The 16,633-nt window shown below is 64.0% G+C and carries 15 protein-coding genes and 1 pseudogene; 4 read left to right on the forward strand and 12 right to left on the reverse strand.

From position 1 onward, the window contains the following. Window positions 1–17 precede the first annotated feature (17 nt). From CO664_RS12810 to CO664_RS12825, 4 genes are all read right to left on the reverse strand, one after another. Window positions 18–977: a sugar-binding transcriptional regulator gene (locus CO664_RS12810; RefSeq protein ID WP_097539194.1), complete on the reverse strand. Its 960-nt coding sequence runs from the start codon at window positions 975–977 to the stop codon at window positions 18–20. 350 nt (window positions 978–1,327) lie between these two features. Next, window positions 1,328–2,296, reverse strand: coding sequence for a DUF3618 domain-containing protein (locus CO664_RS12815; RefSeq protein WP_097525930.1), 969 nt, complete (start codon window positions 2,294–2,296; stop codon window positions 1,328–1,330). Then, on the reverse strand, window positions 2,293–2,712 hold the full coding sequence (locus tag CO664_RS12820; RefSeq protein ID WP_037380277.1) for a phage holin family protein: 420 nt from the start codon (window positions 2,710–2,712) through the stop codon (window positions 2,293–2,295). Before CO664_RS12820 ends, CO664_RS12815 begins: the two co-directional genes overlap by 4 nt. After that, the gene (locus CO664_RS12825) at window positions 2,705–3,313 is read right to left on the reverse strand and encodes a nutrient deprivation-induced protein (protein ID WP_097538967.1); all 609 of its coding nucleotides are present in this window, start codon (window positions 3,311–3,313) and stop codon (window positions 2,705–2,707) included. The genes CO664_RS12820 and CO664_RS12825 overlap by 8 nt, the downstream gene beginning before the upstream one ends. A gap of 238 nt (window positions 3,314–3,551) precedes the next feature. Here CO664_RS12825 and CO664_RS12830 point away from each other — a divergent pair, with 238 nt between their 5' ends. After that, window positions 3,552–5,738 (forward strand): amylo-alpha-1,6-glucosidase, encoded by a 2,187-nt coding sequence (locus tag CO664_RS12830; RefSeq protein WP_037419611.1) that lies wholly within the window; start codon window positions 3,552–3,554, stop codon window positions 5,736–5,738. A 64-nt stretch (window positions 5,739–5,802) separates the two neighbouring features. On the opposite strand, the gene rpsU is transcribed toward CO664_RS12830, so the two are convergent. The 8 genes and pseudogenes from rpsU to CO664_RS12870 all read right to left on the reverse strand — a co-directional run bounded on the left by rpsU (window position 5,803) and on the right by CO664_RS12870 (window position 11,399). After that, on the reverse strand, window positions 5,803–6,039 hold the full coding sequence (gene rpsU / locus CO664_RS12835) for a 30S ribosomal protein S21 (protein WP_014331582.1): 237 nt from the start codon (window positions 6,037–6,039) through the stop codon (window positions 5,803–5,805). A 120-nt stretch (window positions 6,040–6,159) separates the two neighbouring features. Then, window positions 6,160–6,447: a hypothetical protein gene (locus tag CO664_RS12840; RefSeq protein WP_037419605.1), complete on the reverse strand. Its 288-nt coding sequence runs from the start codon at window positions 6,445–6,447 to the stop codon at window positions 6,160–6,162. Window positions 6,448–6,612: 165 nt separating this feature from the next. Continuing rightward, window positions 6,613–6,822, reverse strand: a complete 210-nt coding sequence (locus tag CO664_RS12845; RefSeq protein ID WP_037419601.1) for a cold-shock protein — start codon at window positions 6,820–6,822, stop codon at window positions 6,613–6,615. 261 nt (window positions 6,823–7,083) lie between these two features. Next, window positions 7,084–8,517, reverse strand: a complete 1,434-nt coding sequence (locus tag CO664_RS12855; RefSeq protein ID WP_097538968.1) for an FAD/NAD(P)-binding protein — start codon at window positions 8,515–8,517, stop codon at window positions 7,084–7,086. 256 nt (window positions 8,518–8,773) lie between these two features. After that, window positions 8,774–8,845: pseudogene (locus CO664_RS31690) on the reverse strand (hypothetical protein); the annotation flags it as partial. After that, the gene (locus CO664_RS12860; protein WP_337441820.1) at window positions 8,842–9,099 is read right to left on the reverse strand and encodes an SDR family NAD(P)-dependent oxidoreductase; all 258 of its coding nucleotides are present in this window, start codon (window positions 9,097–9,099) and stop codon (window positions 8,842–8,844) included. The pseudogene CO664_RS31690 and the gene CO664_RS12860, both read right to left, overlap by 4 nt. A gap of 81 nt (window positions 9,100–9,180) precedes the next feature. Continuing rightward, window positions 9,181–10,029 carry a 5-dehydro-4-deoxy-D-glucuronate isomerase gene (gene kduI, locus CO664_RS12865; protein WP_097538969.1) on the reverse strand — a complete coding sequence of 283 codons (849 nt, stop codon included), beginning with the start codon at window positions 10,027–10,029 and terminating at the stop codon, window positions 9,181–9,183. A 92-nt stretch (window positions 10,030–10,121) separates the two neighbouring features. Further along, on the reverse strand, window positions 10,122–11,399 hold the full coding sequence (locus CO664_RS12870) for an ABC transporter substrate-binding protein (RefSeq protein WP_097539195.1): 1,278 nt from the start codon (window positions 11,397–11,399) through the stop codon (window positions 10,122–10,124). A 194-nt stretch (window positions 11,400–11,593) separates the two neighbouring features. Here CO664_RS12870 and CO664_RS12875 point away from each other — a divergent pair, with 194 nt between their 5' ends. Genes CO664_RS12875 through CO664_RS12885 form a run of 3 tightly spaced genes read left to right on the forward strand, consistent with a single transcriptional unit; the run spans window position 11,594 to window position 16,552 of the window. Then, the gene (locus CO664_RS12875) at window positions 11,594–14,116 is read left to right on the forward strand and encodes a hypothetical protein (RefSeq protein WP_097538970.1); all 2,523 of its coding nucleotides are present in this window, start codon (window positions 11,594–11,596) and stop codon (window positions 14,114–14,116) included. 13 nt (window positions 14,117–14,129) lie between these two features. Continuing rightward, window positions 14,130–15,224: a glycoside hydrolase family 88 protein gene (locus CO664_RS12880; RefSeq protein WP_176536585.1), complete on the forward strand. Its 1,095-nt coding sequence runs from the start codon at window positions 14,130–14,132 to the stop codon at window positions 15,222–15,224. Continuing rightward, a complete protein-coding gene (locus CO664_RS12885) occupies window positions 15,218–16,552 on the forward strand; it encodes a glycoside hydrolase family 28 protein (RefSeq protein WP_097538972.1) in 1,335 nt (444 codons plus the stop codon). Before CO664_RS12880 ends, CO664_RS12885 begins: the two co-directional genes overlap by 7 nt. The last annotated feature ends 81 nt before the right edge of the window (window positions 16,553–16,633 follow it).

Below are 16,633 nucleotides of genomic sequence, written 5' to 3' on the forward strand. Positions count from 1 at the left end.
ATTTTCGGGCCGATGCGCTAGGCAGCGAGCGCCTGCGCCGTGCGCTCGTCGGTGATCAACCCATTCAAGAGCCCGCTTTCGAGCACCGCACGGATCGCGCGTGTCTTGATCCTGCCGCCGGCGACCGCCACGGTGCGGCGGTCCCGCAGGTCCTTGCGGCCGAGCGTGAAGGTGCGGTTGGAAAGCGTCGTCTCGATCGGCCGGCCCTTTGCGTCGAAGAAGTGGCCGAGCAGCTCGCCCGTGGCACCGCTTTTCTGAATGGCCTCGATTTCGCTCATCTCGATCATGCCGGTGGCAACCAGGGATGCCTCGCGCTCGGCCGTGCCGATGCCGACCATCAGGAGATCGGCCGATTTCGCCAGCTCGAAGACCTCGCGAACGCCGCGCTGGCTGAACAGCACGTCACGGTCCTCGACCGTGTTGGCGAAGAACGGCACCGGCATCACAAAGGCTTCGGCACCGGTACGCTCCGCCAGCCGATGGATCACGTCGTGCGGATTGGCTGAGAACTTGCGCGTCAGGCCGCCGAGCAGCGAGACGAAGCGCGTGTTGTTGCTGGGCGTGCGCGGCAGGTATTCGACGCACGCCGCAAGCGTTCGCCCGTGGCCGACGCCGATCAGCGCCGTCTCGCCCCGCTCGATCTCGCGCCTCAGGAACTGCGCGCCCGAAATGCCGAGCGCCCTCAGCGGCAGGTCGTCGCTGTCGAAATCCGGAACGACCTCGCAATAGTCGAGGCCGTAGCGGCCGGAAAGCTTCTGTTCGAGCTCGACGCATTCGGAGACGTCGCCGTCGATATAGACCTTCACCAGGCCTTCCTGGTTGGCCCTCATGATCAGCCGGTGCGCCTTCAACGAGGTGAGGCCGAGGCGCTTGGCGACTTCCGCCTGGGTCAAGCCGCCGGCGTAGTGCAGCCAGGCCGCCCGCGTCGCCATGCTGGCTTCATCATCCCGAACCGCCAATCCCCCGATGATCGCCATCGCTTCCCGTCCGATGCTGCGCCGCGTGACTTTTTGCATTGCATGATATTTTTATCGCCTACTGAAAGAAATTTCACGTTCTGCAAAAAATGTCAACAACGGGGTGGTTGCAGCGGCTCTGTTATGACGATGACTGGAAGTGGACCGGCGTCCGAAGCGCAGCCGAAGGGCAAATGCGGCCCGCTGCCGGCCCCCGTGTGGCTGGGAGGATCAGACTATGAGGGGTGGGGTGGCGAGAACTTCGATGCCGGCGAGGTGAGCATGGTCAAGGGGCGACAGCGGAAACTGTCGCCAGTCGATTGGAGCGGCTTATCGCGGCACTCGTCGATCAGGCCACCGCAGGCGAGCCGTCACTCCCGAAGCGTTTCGCGGACACGGTCCCTGGCGGCGTCGTGGGCTTCCAAGGCGGCATTGCTCGTCTTGTCCAACACCTCCTGTGCCGTGCCGATCGCCTCGCCAACTGCGGCATTTGCCTTTGCGGCGAGGTTGCTGCGCATTTCGTCCGCCGCCTCGCCCATGGCCTCGTCTTCGGCCTCCGTGTGCGGGAGCGTCGCGCCGATTGCCGCACCGACCGCAAAGGCGAGCGCGCCGCCGACCAGCGGCTGATCGCGGAAATGCTGGAGGATCGCGGCATTCAATCGCGCGCCCTGGTCTTCCAGCGACCTTCCCGCCGACTGCACGCTTCCCGCGAGCGACCGGCCGGTGTCCGCAAGGCTCTCGGACATGCGGCTCGCCGAAGCGCTCACCTGCCGCCAGGTTCTCGACGCCCAACCGGAGGCCTCGTCGAACAGGGCACCGGTCTCGTCCCTTATATCCTCGATCTGCTGGCCGGCTGCGTCGGCAAAACCGCGATAGATCTTGCCGCTCTGGTCGATGAAGTGGCCGGCGCGGCGCCCGGCGGCATCCGTCATCGCCCGGAAGCGATTGCCGCTTTCGTCCGCGAAGTGGCTGTAGCGCTCGCCGAAGCTCTCCTCGATCGGGCCGGTGCGTTTCACCGGGCCGGTCACGGTGGCGAGCGGATACTCGTCCGCGGTGTTATCCGGGTATTTCGGCGCGCGTGAGCCCGGATTGGCGAGGAGCCAGGCGAGGCTTACTCCCATCAATGCGACCGGAATGGGATTCGCCTTGAGCGCGGCGCCGAGATTGCCCATATATTCGGCGCCGCCGCTCGATTTGGCATATTCAAGCATCTCGTCCATCAGTTGGCCCGGCGACATCCGTTCCTGGATGGCGTGGAGCTTTTCCTCGATCCGCTGGCGATCGGCCTCGATCTCGCGCTGCAGTTCGGCAGCCGAGTGCGTGTGGGAATAGTCGTTCATTGCACTCTCTCCTTCACGACGTCCAGGTCGCGCTGCAGGGAGCTGGCCGTCTTATCGAACTTGAGGCTGTTGCCGCGCAAGTTCGAGAGACTGCGCGAGATCATCGCCCAGGCGAGAAGCGCGACTACGACGCCTATGATGACGGCCGAAAGGGCGTCGGCGTTCGGCTCGATCATGCCCCGCGCGATGAGAAAGGCGGCCAGTCCCTGGACGGCCGCGCTCAACAGCACGCCAATGGCACCGATGGCGAAGATCAGGCCGATTAGAAGCGTCTCCAGGCTGCCTATCGCCCGGTTGACATTCTCCGACGCCTCCGCCTTGGCGAGATCGATTTCCTTGCGGAAAAGTCCCGATATATCCGCCACCAGCCCGGTCATCAGTTCCGATAGGGGGCGGTCGTCCCGATGGTTAAGCATTGCGCCGATCCTCCGTAAAATTCCACCCGCCTTCACTTGGTCGGCTGCTTCCCGATGGCGTTGGCGAGGACGGTTGGGAAACGCTCCGCCTGCTGCGGCGATGAGCCGAGGCCGTCAGGAAACGGCTGGCGGCCAACCCGGCAATGGCTGCCATGCCCAGGAAGGCCAGCGGCTGCTTCCGGCCGAAATCCTCCGCCATGGCGGCAATTTCGCCGAGCTCGCGGCCCTCGATGTCGCGTGCCAAGTCTTGCAGCGAACTGCCCATCTGCTTGGCATAGCGGCCGAGCGCGCGTTGATCCGACTGTTCGAGTTCGCCGCCGACTTTCTCAAGCGCCGTGGCGATGCCGCCAAGCTGGCGTGCGGCCACATTCTTCTCGTCCTCCGCAGCGCGGCTGACGGCTTCCTTGGCTTCTTCCGTCCGCTCATCGGCAAATTGCCGAAGTTCGTCGAGGTCCTCGCGGACGGCTTGCTGCAGGGAACGGTCCATGCCGCCTTCGCCTTCCCTTGTTCCGGCTTCCGGCTGGTTGCCCGCACGGTCCGGCGTCGTTGCGGGGGAACCGGGCTGGCCCCCGAGGTTGCGTCCGCTCGTGTCATTGCTCATCTTGGCTCCTCCCGTCGTGGAACGCGACTGGTTATGTCATTCAAACCAGCCACTTGCAGCCTTGTTCCATGGAGGCGGGTGAGGTTGCCAAGCCGTGCCTCGTCAACGCCGGTTGGCTCCTGCGCAATTGTCCATACGCTGCCCACTTATTTCCTCAAACTGGGAACAAAATCAGCAGGGTGTTGTTAAAACGGACATCTTCGCGGGGCGCCCCGCGGTGCGTGCCAAGGGAAGCGCCATGTCCCCTGAGAACGTCGACTCTCCGGTCACCGAGCCGCCCGAATATGCGGTTGCTGCAGCCACCTCCCTGCAGGAACGACGTCCGAACACCTTGAAGCACGGCGATACCTTCGCCGTCTTCGACCACAACGGCGACGCCTATTCGGGCTCCGGCAGCCCCGAAGGGTTGTTCCATCGCGACACACGGCATCTCTCCCATCTCGCCGTGACCATCAACGGCGCTCGACCCTTGCTCCTCTCCTCCACCTTGAGAGACGACAACGCGACGCTGACCTGCGACCTGACCAATCCTGACTTCCTGGACGAGAGCGGCGCACTGGCGCTTCCCCATGATTCGATCCATCTCAGGCGGTCCCGCTTTCTCTGGAACGGCACCTGCTATGAACGGATCCTGGTGCGCAATTTTCATGAGAGGCCGCATCAGATAGAAATCAGGCTGGCCTTTGCAGCCGATTTCGCGGATTTGTTCGAGGTGCGCGGCAAGCAGCGCAAAAAGCGCGGCCAGATGCATCCGCCGACGGCAAAGGCCAGCGAGGTGCATCTTTCCTATACCGGACTGGACGCTCAGAAGCGGACGACCCGGCTTGGCTTCGATCCGCCGCCCTCGCGCCTTTCTGCAACCGAAGCCGTTTTCGAGATCGGTCTTGCACCCGGTCAAAGCCGAACGCTTTTCCTTGAGGTCAATTGCCAGCGGGAGCCGGCGATCACCATCGGTCACAGGTCGTTCTTCTTTGCGCTCCGGGATGCGCGTCGTGCGTTGCGCACCTCTTCGGGGCGGGCGGCGGCGATCGTCAGTTCGAACGAGGTCTTCAACGAGGTCGTGCGCCGCAGCATATCCGACCTCTACATGCTCATCACCGAGACCAATGAAGGACCTTACCCCTATGCGGGGATCCCCTGGTTCAGCACGGTTTTCGGCCGCGACGCGATCATTGCCGCGATCGAAACCCTGTGGCTCGATCCGGAGATCGCCCGCGGCGTGCTTGCGCATCTCGCCGCCAACCAGGCGACCGATTTCGATCCCCTGTCGGATGCCGAACCCGGCAAGATCCTGCACGAGGTGCGCTTCGGCGAGATGGCCGAATTGCGGGAAGTTCCATTCCGCCGCTATTACGGCAGCGTCGACTCGACGCCGCTTTTCGTGATGCTGGCCGGGCAGTACTTGCAACGCACCGGCGACGTTTCGACGATCCGGACGATCTGGCCGAATATCGAGGCCGCGTTGAAATGGATCGATGTCCACGGCGATCGCGACGGCGACGGCTTCGTCGAATACGGTCGCCGGACCGAGGAAGGGCTCGCCAACCAGGGCTGGAAGGACAGCCACGACTCCGTCTTCCACGCCGACGGTACGCTCGCCAGGGGGCCGATCGCCATCGCGGAAGTGCAGGCCTACGTCTATGGCGCCTGGGAGGCGGCATCGAGGATGCTCAGGGTTCTCGGCCACGAGGACCGGGCGGTCGAGTTCTCGCGCCGCGCCGATGACTTGCGGCATCGCTTCGACGCGATCTTCTTCGATGCGGAACTCGGCACCTATGTGCTGGCGCTTGACGGCGACAAGCAGCCCTGCCGGGTCCGCTCCTCAAATGCAGGGCATGCCCTGCTCACCGGACTTGCGATTCCCGAGCGAGCCGAAGTTGTCGCAAAGACGCTGATGTCGGGCGCCTCGTTTTCGGGCTGGGGGATACGAACCATCCCGGTCACCGAAAGCCGCTACAACCCGATGAGTTACCACAACGGTTCGGTATGGCCGCACGACAATGCCTTGATCGCGCTCGGTCTGGCGCGCTACGGCTTTCGTCTGCAGGCGGCGCGGATCTTCGAGGGACTGTTTGCAGCCTCGACCTATATCGATCTGCGGCGTCTACCGGAGCTCTTTTGCGGTTTTCCGCGCCAGCGCGCCCAGGGCCCGACCTTCTACCCGGTCGCCTGCATTCCCCAGGCCTGGGCGGCGGCAGCGCCGCTATCGCTGCTTCAGTCGTGCCTCGGAATAGAATTCTTTACGAAGCAGATGCAGATCACCTTCGATACGCCCTATTTGCCCGGCTTCATCGAGGAGCTCGAGATCCGGAACCTGCAAATCGGCTCCGGCTCCGTCGACGTGGCGGCAAACCACTCCGGCACCAGCGTCGTCATCGACGTGCTAGAGCGCCGCGGACATGTACGCGTCGTGACAGTCGCCTGACGGAAGGGCTGCGCGGGAGGGCAAATAGAGCGGACGCTCTCGCCCCTGACCCGCACAGACATGCTCAGCGCGTGCGCGCCACTCTTTTCGGCGAGGGCAGAAGGCCTTCGCGCTGCAGTTTCTTGCGCGCAAGCTTGCGGGTGCGGCGAACGGCCTCGGCCTTTTCGCGAGCACGTTTTTCGGAGGGCTTTTCATAGGCGCTGCGCATCTTCATTTCGCGGAAGACGCCTTCGCGTTGCATCTTCTTCTTGAGAACGCGGAGAGCCTGGTCGACGTTATTGTCTCTGACAAGTACCTGCAAAATACATCCTTTCCGTTTGATGAGTTGCTACATGGTTCCTTCGATCAGAACCAGAGGGCGGGAAATTCCGAGTGCTTCCTTGCGGGGGGATAAGAGGCGCGTGCGCGCTCCAGCCCTTATTCACTTGGCGGTCCTGATGCTCAACGGCTTAAGCCAAGGACTGCCACTGACCGTTGCCGCCGGAACGCGTTCACTGACCGGCAGGGCGCTTTCCGCAGGATCGATATCGTGTTCGAAAATTCGACGTTCAAAGGTCTCGGTCCCGAGCCGGACGCGATACTGTGCTTCTCCGTGTTCGGCTGCAGGCAGGATGCCGACGATACGGCAGGTCCTGTCGGCCGCCAACATCCGCATCAGGTCGGACTTCAGCACGACCGTATCGCCAACATTGTAGGTGTTCCGGCTCATGGCCATCTCCTTCGTCTGTGCCCTTTAGGTGGCACAAGCAAAAAAGGCCGGGCATTACCCCGACCTCCTCTTGAACGCCGCGCATCTTTTCAGACGCGCAACGGCGCCCTGTCATTCAAACGCTCCCTGCCAGTACATCCGTGGTCAGCGGAGGCGAATGACAATTTAAGCAGCTCGCAGATTGTCTGCCGAGCTCTTGCCGGACCTGTTGTCGCGGACGATGTCGTAGGTCACCTTCTGGCCCTCGGCCAGCGAGCGCAGCCCGGCCCGCTCGACGGCGGAGATATGGACGAACACGTCCGTGGAGCCGTCGTCGGGCTGGATGAAGCCAAAGCCCTTGGTGCTGTTAAACCACTTTACGGTGCCTGAACTCATAACGATTTCCTTTCATGGTAGAGATTACGGGCGAGTATTCGCCCGATTTGATCGATATTTGAAAGGAAATCTGGCGAAGCGCATCAGCGCGTAGACAAAGGTCACAAGCAATGTTCGACGGGGTATATATAGATGCTGCTTCGAGATATGCAATGGCAAAACCAAATTTCACCGTGAAAGGCGTCTGCGCACGCCCGAAATTACGATCAAGCCGCTGTTTTTAATCAAAATAATATTTTCTCCGAGTCGGTGGGAGAATTCTCAGGCCGGAGACGGGGTGAAGCCGTTCGCTTCGTTCATCGTGAGCAGCGCCTGGATTTCTCGGGCGACGAAAACCGCATGCTCCGTCACCTGGGGAAGACCCATCAATTCGCCGAAGGTGCCGCGCGCCAGCGGTCCGGCGATGAAGAGGTTCGGCTGCACCCGGCCGTCCGCGCCAACGGCGCGAGAACGAAGATCGCATGCAATCCCGAGACCGGTTTCGCAAGGAGCGAGCACGCCGTCCCTCTCAAGTCCCGCCAGAAAGGGCTGAGACTTCAGGATCTCTCCATGGGCGGGGCCGGTGGTTACCACGATCGCATCGACGACGATCCGTCGCGGCGCGTCGCGGCCGCGCTGCCGGAGATCGACCCGGATCTCCCCGTCCTCGATCGCCGCCGATGCGATGGAGGCAGCAACAATTTCCAGTCGGCCTTCCTCGATCGCCCTGTCCAGAACGGTTTCGACCTGCGGCGCTATGCGAAACCGATGCACGTCCCAATAGGATCGCGCCAGCCGCGCAATGCGGCGGCGCTCGACGAGCGGCAAGGCCTGCCAGATCTGCTGGCCCTGCGCCCGCACCGCGTCGATGACCGGATGCCAGCTCAGGCCCTGTTGCCGGGCGTCCCGCAGCGTTCGGCGAATACGGCGAAGAAGCTCCGATGCGCGGCTGGCCGGATCGGAGACGAAGTCGCCAAACGGTTCTTGCGCGATCGCCGGGTGGCCGCGAGACCGCAGGCCGCGCCGCGAAATGGAAACGATCGACCCGCCGTGGCCTCTCTCGGCAAGCGCGGCGACCACATCCGCCGCTGTCAGACCATTGCCGACGATCAGCACGCGATCTGCCGACGCGATGCCGTCCAGCGCATCGGCGCGCGTTGAATCCGCAACCAGCTTGGGGGAAGACGAAAGCGGCAGCAGAGCCTTTGGCAGCGCCGGCGCCGGATGCGTGACGGCAAGAACGGCAATGCCGGCGACGAGTGCCTCCCCATCCTCCGCAAGGATCGTCCACTGGCCTGCAGATCGCTTCACTTCAAGTACGCGCTTGCGCCTGTGCTCGATCGCCCCGCTGGCGAGACAAGGGGCGAGTTCGGCCGCGACATAGTCGCCGAACACTGACCGCCGCGGATAGGCTATGCCGTCGGGACTATTGGAGCCCGGATCGGTCGCGACCGTATCGGCTCGGACGACGTAGTCAGCGAAGCTTTCCGGCTCGTCCGGATAAAGGCTCATCTTGAAGGCCGGCACATTGATGCGATGCGCGGGCTCTGCCGTGTCATAGGCAAGGCCGGAGCCGAGCCTGGCGCGGCGTTCGAAGACGACGATCCGCGCCGCTCGCTCCACGCCCAGAGAGCGCGTGAGATGCAGCGCAACGGCGGCACCGCTGAAACCGCCTCCGATGATCGCGACGACCGGCAAAGGCTCGAGTGTCCGCATGCTGCACTCCCGCAAATAACGCCCGAGGGGCGGTCGGGGAACGGGTGGAAGCTAGCGCCGCCGGCCGCAACGGAAATTGCACCGCCCGCGGCGATCCCAGCCGAAGCCTCGCATGGGACGCGATCGAAAGGAAGATGGGGCAGGCGGTCGCCGAAGCGGGGCAACTGGTGCCTTCCGAGCTAGCGGGCGAGCCAGCCGCCGTCGACGGCAAGCACTGGAAGGACAAGAGGGAGGCGATGTTGACGATGCGCCCCTTGACGCCGCGTTCGAGCATATGCCGGACGACCGCCTGGGAGAGCACGAAGCCACTCTTCAGATTGATGTTCAGAACGTCGTCCCAGTCCTCTTCGGTGAATTCGGTGAAGTCGGACCGCGAATCTGCCCGGCATTGTTGATCAGGATATCGACCGTTCGTCCGCCTTCGACAAGACTGGCAAACATCTCCGATATACCGCGCGGATTGCGCAGATCGTAGACGACCTCCTCAAACCGCCGACCCAGCGCCTCCACCTTACTCCGGGTCTCGGGCATCTCCTGCGATCCCAGCCCGATGACGTCGGTGCCGGCGGAAGCGAGCGCCACAGCGAGGCCCTGCCCCAGGCCAGTGTGCGCCGGTGACCAGTGCCCGCTTTCCGATGAGGTCGAAAGGGCCGGCGGCGGCGGTCATCGGATCTCCCCCATCGGCACGAAATCCATGTCCTTGAACGACTTGTTGTCGCCCGCCATGCTCCAGATGAAGGCGTAGGCCGAGGTGCCGGCGCCGCAGTGGACGGACCAGGGCGGCGAGACGACCACCTGTTCGTTTCTGACGATGAGGTGGCCGGTCGCTTCCGGCCGTCCCATGAGATGAACCACGAAGGCGTCCTGCGGCACCTCGAAATAGAGATAGGCCTCCATGCGCCGGTCATGCGTATGCGCCGGCATGGTGTTCCAGACGCTGCCCGGCTCGAGCCGCGTCATGCCCATCAGCAATTGGCAGCTCGGCACGACATCCGGATGAATATATTGGAAGAGCGTTCGCTTGTTCGAGGTCTTGCCGTCGCCGAGATTGAGCTCAATCGCTTCCGACTTGCGGATAGGCCGGGCCGGAAAGGCGGCATGGGCGGGGGCGCTGTTGATATAGAACTTGGCGGGCGCCGAAGGATCGGCGCTTTCGAAAGAGACGTCTCGGGTCCCCATGCCGAGATAGAGCGCGTCCTGGAAGCCGATCTCGAAGACCGCTCCGTCCGCCCGGACGATCCCCGGACCGCCGATATTGATCAGCCCCAACTCGCGCCGCTCAAGCAGGAATTCTCCGCCGACGACGCGTGCCAAGTCCTCGCCGAAGCCGATCGCTTGCCTGTCCGGCATCACGCCGATGAGGAGCAGCCGGTCGTAATGGGTGTAGACCGCGGTCGCGCGCCCGGGCGTAAACAGTTCCTCGATCATGAAGTTCTGCCGCAACTCGCTCCCGGTCATGGCTTCCGACTGCGAGTAGTGAACCGCGTGGCGAACAGTTATCGACGACTGCATGAGGTTCCTCTTCGTTTTGCTTCGAGCGCGAGAGACGACGCGCCCACGGAGCGGGCACGCCGTCCAGCCTGGGAGGCTTATGGGAGTGGCGCTTACTGGGTGGCGCGCGCTTCGTTTATTTTGCGCACGTCGTCCTCCAGCACCTTGTAGGTCTCATCGAGCGACAATTCGCCGACGATCAGCTGGCTCATGCGTTGCACGATCTGCTGGTAGAGCGCCGATCCGCCCTTCTGGCGCTCGAAGTCGCGCGCCGCCTGCGGTACGTTCTTCTTGTTGTCGAGGAACACCGCCATGGCGGATTTGGCGTTCTCGCTCGAAAGCTTGTACTGCGGGTCCTTGATGTCGGCGCCGGTGAGGATCACGTAATTTTCGGCGATTTCCCGCTGGATCTTCTCGGAGCCGAGGAACTCGATGAACTCGGCCACCGCTTCCGGGTGCTTGGTGCGCTTGAAGCCGACGATCGCGGTGGCGCCGGGCATGGCGTAGCATCCGGCCTCGCCGCAAGGCGCATTGATCGCCGTCCAATCGAAGGCGTCGCCGATCTTGGTCTGGAACGGATTGACCATCCAGTTGCCGGCGAGATAGGTCACCACGTTGCCGTTGACGAACTCGTCACCCATGTTCTTGTACTGCGATCCGCCGGCCGCGCCCCACATTTCCTTGGGAAAGCTGCTGTTCTCGGTCCAGGAATAGACGTCGGCGATATATTTCTTGGCTGCTTCGTCCGGGAAGTTGAACTTGCCGTCCTTCACGTAGGTCGAACCGTAGGAGAAGGCGGCACCCGAGAAGCGGTGGCCGGAGCGGTCCATGGTGAAGGGAACCTGCACGCCCGTTGCCTTCGCGACCCGCGCCGAGGCTTCGACGATCTCCTTGAGCGTCGCCTTCGGCCCCGGCAGGGGCTCGCCGGCCTGCTCGAACAGCGTCTTGTTGACGAAGGGCAGGTTGAGCGTCTGCGACGCCACGTAGCCGTTGATGGAATTCGGCTCGTTGATGTTCGGCAGGCGCAGTTGTTCGAGGCTTGCGCCGTGAAGCTTGGCGTAAGCTTCCGGATCCTTCATGTAGGGGCGCATGTCCAGGTAATAGGGAGCGAGCTGCCAATCGGTGATCTTGGCGAGATCGGGGCCCTCACCGACCGCAAGCTGTACCGGCAACTGCTTGGCCACGGCGTCGTAGCCGGACGAGACGAAATTGACCTTCACATCCGGATGGGTGCTCTCGAATTCCCTGCTGAGCTCGGCCATGCGCTGGACGTAGCCCTGATCGTCATCGGTAAACAGGAATGTGATCGTCTTGGGTTCGGCCTGAGCCGAAGCCACGCCGACGAAGCCGGCGATTACAAAGGCGCTGACGCCCGATAAGAGTCTCGACATGCTCATCCTCCCTATGAAAATATTTTCATAAATCGAACCGGAACTCCTCTGCCAAATTCGATTTTCACCTTTTTGCGACTTGACAGCGCAAAGGTCAAGCTGTTTCTTTGCCGGGCATATCGCAGGCGGGACGTCCTAATTGGTCAGAACGCCACTTGTGAAAAAATTTTCATACGATCGACGGGAGGCGGTCTATGAAGGACAGTTCCGCCACGCAAGCGCCGTCTCTCGACCCGACCTATGAGGTCCGAAAGGGCGAGACGATCACCGCCTGGATCGTCTCCGAGCTGATCAGCGATGGCTTCCCCGGCACCGCGGCGCCGGCGGAGGATCGCGTCAATTACCGCTTCATCAACGGTTTCGTCGATGTCGGCGACCTGCCCTGCCGCAAGGCTTTCTGGGCCGAGATGGTCGGCCGGACGATCGAACCGGAGCGCGACTGGCCGGCAGCGCATCTGAACCTGCCGGGCTCGAACCGCCACGTCGAATTCACCGGCTTCTGGCATGTGCCGACCCATATCCGCCGGTGGCTGAAGGGCACGTTCCGGACCGATGCCCCGCGCCGGCTCCATCTGAGGCTCCGCACCTGCGGCGGCCTGCGCATCTGGGTGAACGGCGCGGAGCAGGTGCGCTTCGAACCGTTCCGGCGCAATGTCGAGAGCACGACCGACGTAACGCTCGACCTTCAACCGGGCGACAACGAAATCCTGCTTCACGCGGAGGATCTCGCCGAACGGGACACGATCTGGTTCTTCGAGCTCGAGCTTCTGGATGAGGCGCCGCTGACGGTCGTCCTGCCGGTTCCTCTCGACAGCGATGAGGTCAACCGCCTCGCCGCCCTTGTGCGCGACGTCCGGCCCAGCCGCGACGTCTTCGTCGGGTCGGCGCTCGAACTCGTCTTCGACGCCCCGTCCGGAACCGACCTTCCCCTCCTCGTCGAAGTCGTGAGCCATGGCCACGATCGAGCGATCCTGACGCGCGCCGCCACGACGCTCGGCGCAGCAGAGACGCGGCTCTCCATTCCCGAACCCCTCGGCATTCCCGATGGCTATCACAGCGTGCGGCTGACGATCGGATCCGGCGCCGGCACCGTCACCCGGGTCATCGATGCCGCCTTCCTCGGTCGGCTTTCGCCAGCCACACTGGCGGGCAGCATCACCGAGCGAAAGCGGGCGGCACTCGATTTCAGTGCCCGCCACGGGGCGGAACGCATCGGCCGGGCGCTTGCCATGGTCGCCTCCGGCAGCGACGACAGGACAACGATCGACCGCCTCATCGCGGTGACGCTGCAGTCGATCGACCGACGCGAGGATTGTTCCGACTTCGTCCTGGTGCCGCTGCTCTGGCTGGTCCGCGCCTACGGGGAGCACCTTGGACCTCAGACCGTCCAGAGAATCCGGACATCGGTCCTCGCCTACCGCTACTGGGTGGACGAGCCCGGCAATGACGTGATGTGGTTCTGGAGCGAGAACCATGTGCTGTGCTTCCATACGAGCCAGTTGCTCGCCGGAGACTTCCTGCCGGACGCCGTCTTCGCGGCCTCGGGGCGGAGCGGACGTGAGCAGGCGGCGCTCGCCAAGGCACGCCTTCATCGCTGGTTCGACAGCGTCGAGGCGCATGGGCTCGCGGAATGGAACTCGGCGGCCTATTACCCGATCGACTTCATCGGCCTTTTGGCGCTCGAACATTGGGCCGAGCCGGAACTCGCCGGCCGCGCCCGGCGCCAGCTCGACCTGATCTTCGAGATGATCGCGCTGCATACTCTTGCCGGCGTGCCCGCGGGCTCGCAGGGCCGCGCCTACGACAAGGAACTGCGGGCCGGACCGCTGACCGAGCTCGCGCCTTTCGCCGCGGTCGCCTTCGGCGAGGGATGGCTGAACGGCGGCGTCGCGTCGCTGCCGATGTTCTGCTCATCCGCCTATGTCCCGCCGACCCGTCTCGACCGGCTGGCGCGGCTGGAGCCCGGCCGAGCCATCGAGGCCCGCTACGCGCAGGGGCTCGATGCCGGCAAGCTCGTTCTCTTCAAGAACGAGGCGGCGCAGCTATCGACGGTCGTCGACCACAAGACCGGCCAAAAGGGACACCAGCAGCACGTGATGGACATCCGCCTGGCGGGCCACCCGATGGCGCGGCTCTGGGTGAACCACCCGGGCGAGGACGATCCCTGGGGCACGCAGCGGCCCTCCTACTGGGCAGGCAGCGGCATTCTTCCGCGCGTCGCCCAGCACCGCGACCTGGCGCTGATGATCTTCGACACGGAGGATCATCGCAACGGCTGGACGCACGCCTATCTCGGACGGGACGGTTTCGATGAGATCCTCATCGAGGACAACTGGCTGATCGTCCGCTCGGGCGCCGGCTTCGCCGCTCTTTACGCCACCAACGGCCTCACCATGCTTACCAAGGGCGCCACGGCCGGGCGCGAGCTCCGCTCCGAGGGACGCCTCTGCGGCTGGATCGGCGCCATCGGCTGCGGCAGCGGCACTGATCTCGAGCGATTTCGCAAGCGCATTCACTTGACCGAGGTGAGCTTCGACGCCGATCGGCGCCTGCTTTCGGTCGCGCCTCCGGATCGGCCGGCGTTGCGGCTTTCCCATGACGGCGCCTTCTCGCTCGGCGGGAAGCCCCTGACCTTCGGCCACGCGCAGCCGCAGCCCGAGATCACCTTCGACAGTGCGGGTCCCGCCGGTCGGGCGGACCGTCTCTTCTATTCATGAGTGGACCATGCAGATGAATAAGATCAATATCGAGCGATCGATGCTCAAGACGAAGATCGACAAGGTCGCCTCCGCCTTCAGCCGCCTCAAGGGCATCAAGGAAGGCCTCGTCGGCGCGGATCATGCCGGCGGCATCCAGTTCGACGAGTGGGACTGGGAGGTCGGCGTCGGTCTCTACGGCTTCCTGCGCCGCGCAATCGCCACCGGTGATCGCAAGGCGATCGACGATCTCGTCGGCTGGTATGCCTGGCAGATCGAACGCGGCCTGCCGCCGCGCCAGATCAACAGTTCGGCGCCGATGCTGCCGCTGGTCATCCTGACCGAGCATGTCGACCGGCCAGATTTCCGCGCCCTCGTCGAGGACTGGGCCGACTGGCTGGTGCACAAGCTGCCCAAGACCGAGGATGGCGGCTTCCAGCACGTCGTCAAGGAGCGGCTGAACGACGGCGAACTCTGGGACGACACGCTGTTCATGGCCTGCCTGTTCCTCGCCCGCGCCGGGGTGATCTGCGACCGCCGCGACTGGATCGACGAGGCGGTCTACCAGTTCATGGTTCACACCCGCTATCTCTCCGACCCGATCACCGGCCTCTGGTATCACGGCTGGACCTTCAACGGCCGGCACAACTTCGCCAAAGCCTTCTGGGCGCGCGGGAATGCCTGGATCACCGTGGCGATCCCCGAGCTTTTCGAGCTCGTGCCCTCGCTGAACCACAGCGACAAGCGCTTCCTCTCAAACGTGCTCGCCAGCCAGGTCCGTGCGCTGAAGCGTCATCAACGTGACGACGGCATGTTCCATACGCTTGTGAACGACCCGACCTCGCCTGTCGAGACCTCCGCCACCGCCGGCATAGCCTATGGCCTCCTGCGCGGCATCGAAGCCGGCATCCTGCGGCAGGAAGACCGCGTCCACGCCGATCGCGCCCTGATGGCGGTGCTCGGCCAGATCGACGCGGAAGGCGTCGTCCAGGGCGTCTCCGATGGAACGCCGATGGGCCACGACCTCGACTTCTACCGGCGCATCCCCAACCTGCCGACCCCCTACGGCCAGGCGTTGACCATGCTGCTCTTGATCGACGTGCTTCTCGAGGAGGATACCAAATCGTGACGCCGCAGCTGCTCAGCATCGACGCGACCGGCCGGGATGCGACCGCCGAGATCCAGACGGCAATCGATCAGGTCGCCGCTTGCGGCGGCGGCCGCGTGTCGCTGCTCGCCGGCGAGCACGTGGCGGGCGGGCTGCTCCTGAAGAGCGGCGTCGAACTGCATCTGGCGGAAGGCGTCCTGCTGCGGCCCATTCCTGACTACCACGCCTATCGCGATACGGCCGTTCGCGTCATCGCCGAAAAATCCGACAGGGGCATGATTGTCGCACGCAACGCCGAGAATGTGCGGATCACCGGTCCGGGAAGGATCGAGGCGGGCGGCGAGCATTTCATCACCGGCGACGACCCGGATGTCGGGACCTTCATTCCGGCTGAGTTCCGGCCCCGCGTGGTGGTCTTCGAGGGATGCCGGGCCGTCTGCCTCGACGGGTTCCAGGTCACCGGCTCGCCGATGTGGACCCTGCACCTCGCCGATTGCGACGACGTCGTCATCCGCGCCGTCACGATCACCAACGACCGGCGGCTACCGAACACCGACGGCATCGTTCTCGACGCCTGCCGTCGCGTGCTGATCGAGGGTTGCATCATTTCCACCGCCGACGACGGCATCTGCCTGAAGACGAGTGCCGGGCCGGACGGCAAGGCGATCGGGACCTGCGAGGACGTGACGGTCCGCCGCTGCACCGTCTCAAGCCTGAGCTGCGCGCTCAAGCTCGGGACAGAGTCCTTCGGCGATTTCTGCAATATCGCCTTCGAGGACTGCACTGTCAGCGAGTCCAATCGCGGCCTCGGCCTGTTCTCGCGCGACGGTGGCCACATGCGAAACATCCGTTTTTCGCGGATCGGGGTCGATTGCCACGAAACCCTCGACGGTTTCTGGGGCTCGGGCGAAGCCCTGACGGTGACGGTGGTCGACCGGCGCCCGGAGCGCCGGGCCGGTACCGTCGAAAACCTTCTTGTCGAAGAGATCAGCGGCCGAATGGAGGGAGCGATCAACCTCGTTTCCACCTCCGACGCCGGCATCCGCAATGTCGAGCTCAACCGGATCACGCTTGCGCAGCAGCCCGGACGGCTCGGCACCGGCCTGCGCTACGACCTGCGGCCAACCTTTGCGGACATCGCTCCAAGTGCCGAGGCGGCGGGGCGGGCCAATGCCTGGACGCGCGGCGCCGACGGCCGGATCATCGGGGTCCTCGACTACCCGGGCGGCATGCCCGCGATCTTTCTAAAAGGCGTCGACGGGCTGGTCGCGGAGGACGTGGCGGTGAAGCGTCCTGTGCGTCTGCCGGAAGGCTGGAATGCACAGGATATCGTCGAAGAGACGAGATGACCGAGCGGGATGTCCGCATCCCGCTCGAATTTATCAGACTCGATCACATCCATGATTTCGGGGCGAAGCGACCCGAAGCAT

The organism is Sinorhizobium sp. NG07B (assembly GCF_002532005.1).
GTDB classification, from domain to species: Bacteria; Pseudomonadota; Alphaproteobacteria; order Rhizobiales; family Rhizobiaceae; genus Sinorhizobium; species Sinorhizobium fredii_C.

What these genes read in the sequence shown, in the direction of transcription:
- CO664_RS12810 (WP_097539194.1), bottom strand. Translation starts at nt 977, where the DNA reads ATGGCGATCATCGGGGGATTGGCGGTTCGGGATGATGAAGCCAGCATG.
- CO664_RS12815 (WP_097525930.1), bottom strand. Translation starts at nt 2,296, where the DNA reads ATGAACGACTATTCCCACACGCACTCGGCTGCCGAACTGCAGCGCGAG.
- CO664_RS12820 (WP_037380277.1), bottom strand. Translation starts at nt 2,712, where the DNA reads ATGCTTAACCATCGGGACGACCGCCCCCTATCGGAACTGATGACCGGG.
- CO664_RS12825 (WP_097538967.1), bottom strand. Translation starts at nt 3,313, where the DNA reads ATGAGCAATGACACGAGCGGACGCAACCTCGGGGGCCAGCCCGGTTCC.
- CO664_RS12830 (WP_037419611.1), top strand. Translation starts at nt 3,552, where the DNA reads ATGTCCCCTGAGAACGTCGACTCTCCGGTCACCGAGCCGCCCGAATAT.
- CO664_RS12840 (WP_037419605.1), bottom strand. Translation starts at nt 6,447, where the DNA reads ATGAGCCGGAACACCTACAATGTTGGCGATACGGTCGTGCTGAAGTCC.
- CO664_RS12845 (WP_037419601.1), bottom strand. Translation starts at nt 6,822, where the DNA reads ATGAGTTCAGGCACCGTAAAGTGGTTTAACAGCACCAAGGGCTTTGGC.
- CO664_RS12855 (WP_097538968.1), bottom strand. Translation starts at nt 8,517, where the DNA reads ATGCGGACACTCGAGCCTTTGCCGGTCGTCGCGATCATCGGAGGCGGT.
- kduI (WP_097538969.1), bottom strand. Translation starts at nt 10,029, where the DNA reads ATGCAGTCGTCGATAACTGTTCGCCACGCGGTTCACTACTCGCAGTCG.
- CO664_RS12870 (WP_097539195.1), bottom strand. Translation starts at nt 11,399, where the DNA reads ATGTCGAGACTCTTATCGGGCGTCAGCGCCTTTGTAATCGCCGGCTTC.
- CO664_RS12875 (WP_097538970.1), top strand. Translation starts at nt 11,594, where the DNA reads ATGAAGGACAGTTCCGCCACGCAAGCGCCGTCTCTCGACCCGACCTAT.
- CO664_RS12880 (WP_176536585.1), top strand. Translation starts at nt 14,130, where the DNA reads ATGAATAAGATCAATATCGAGCGATCGATGCTCAAGACGAAGATCGAC.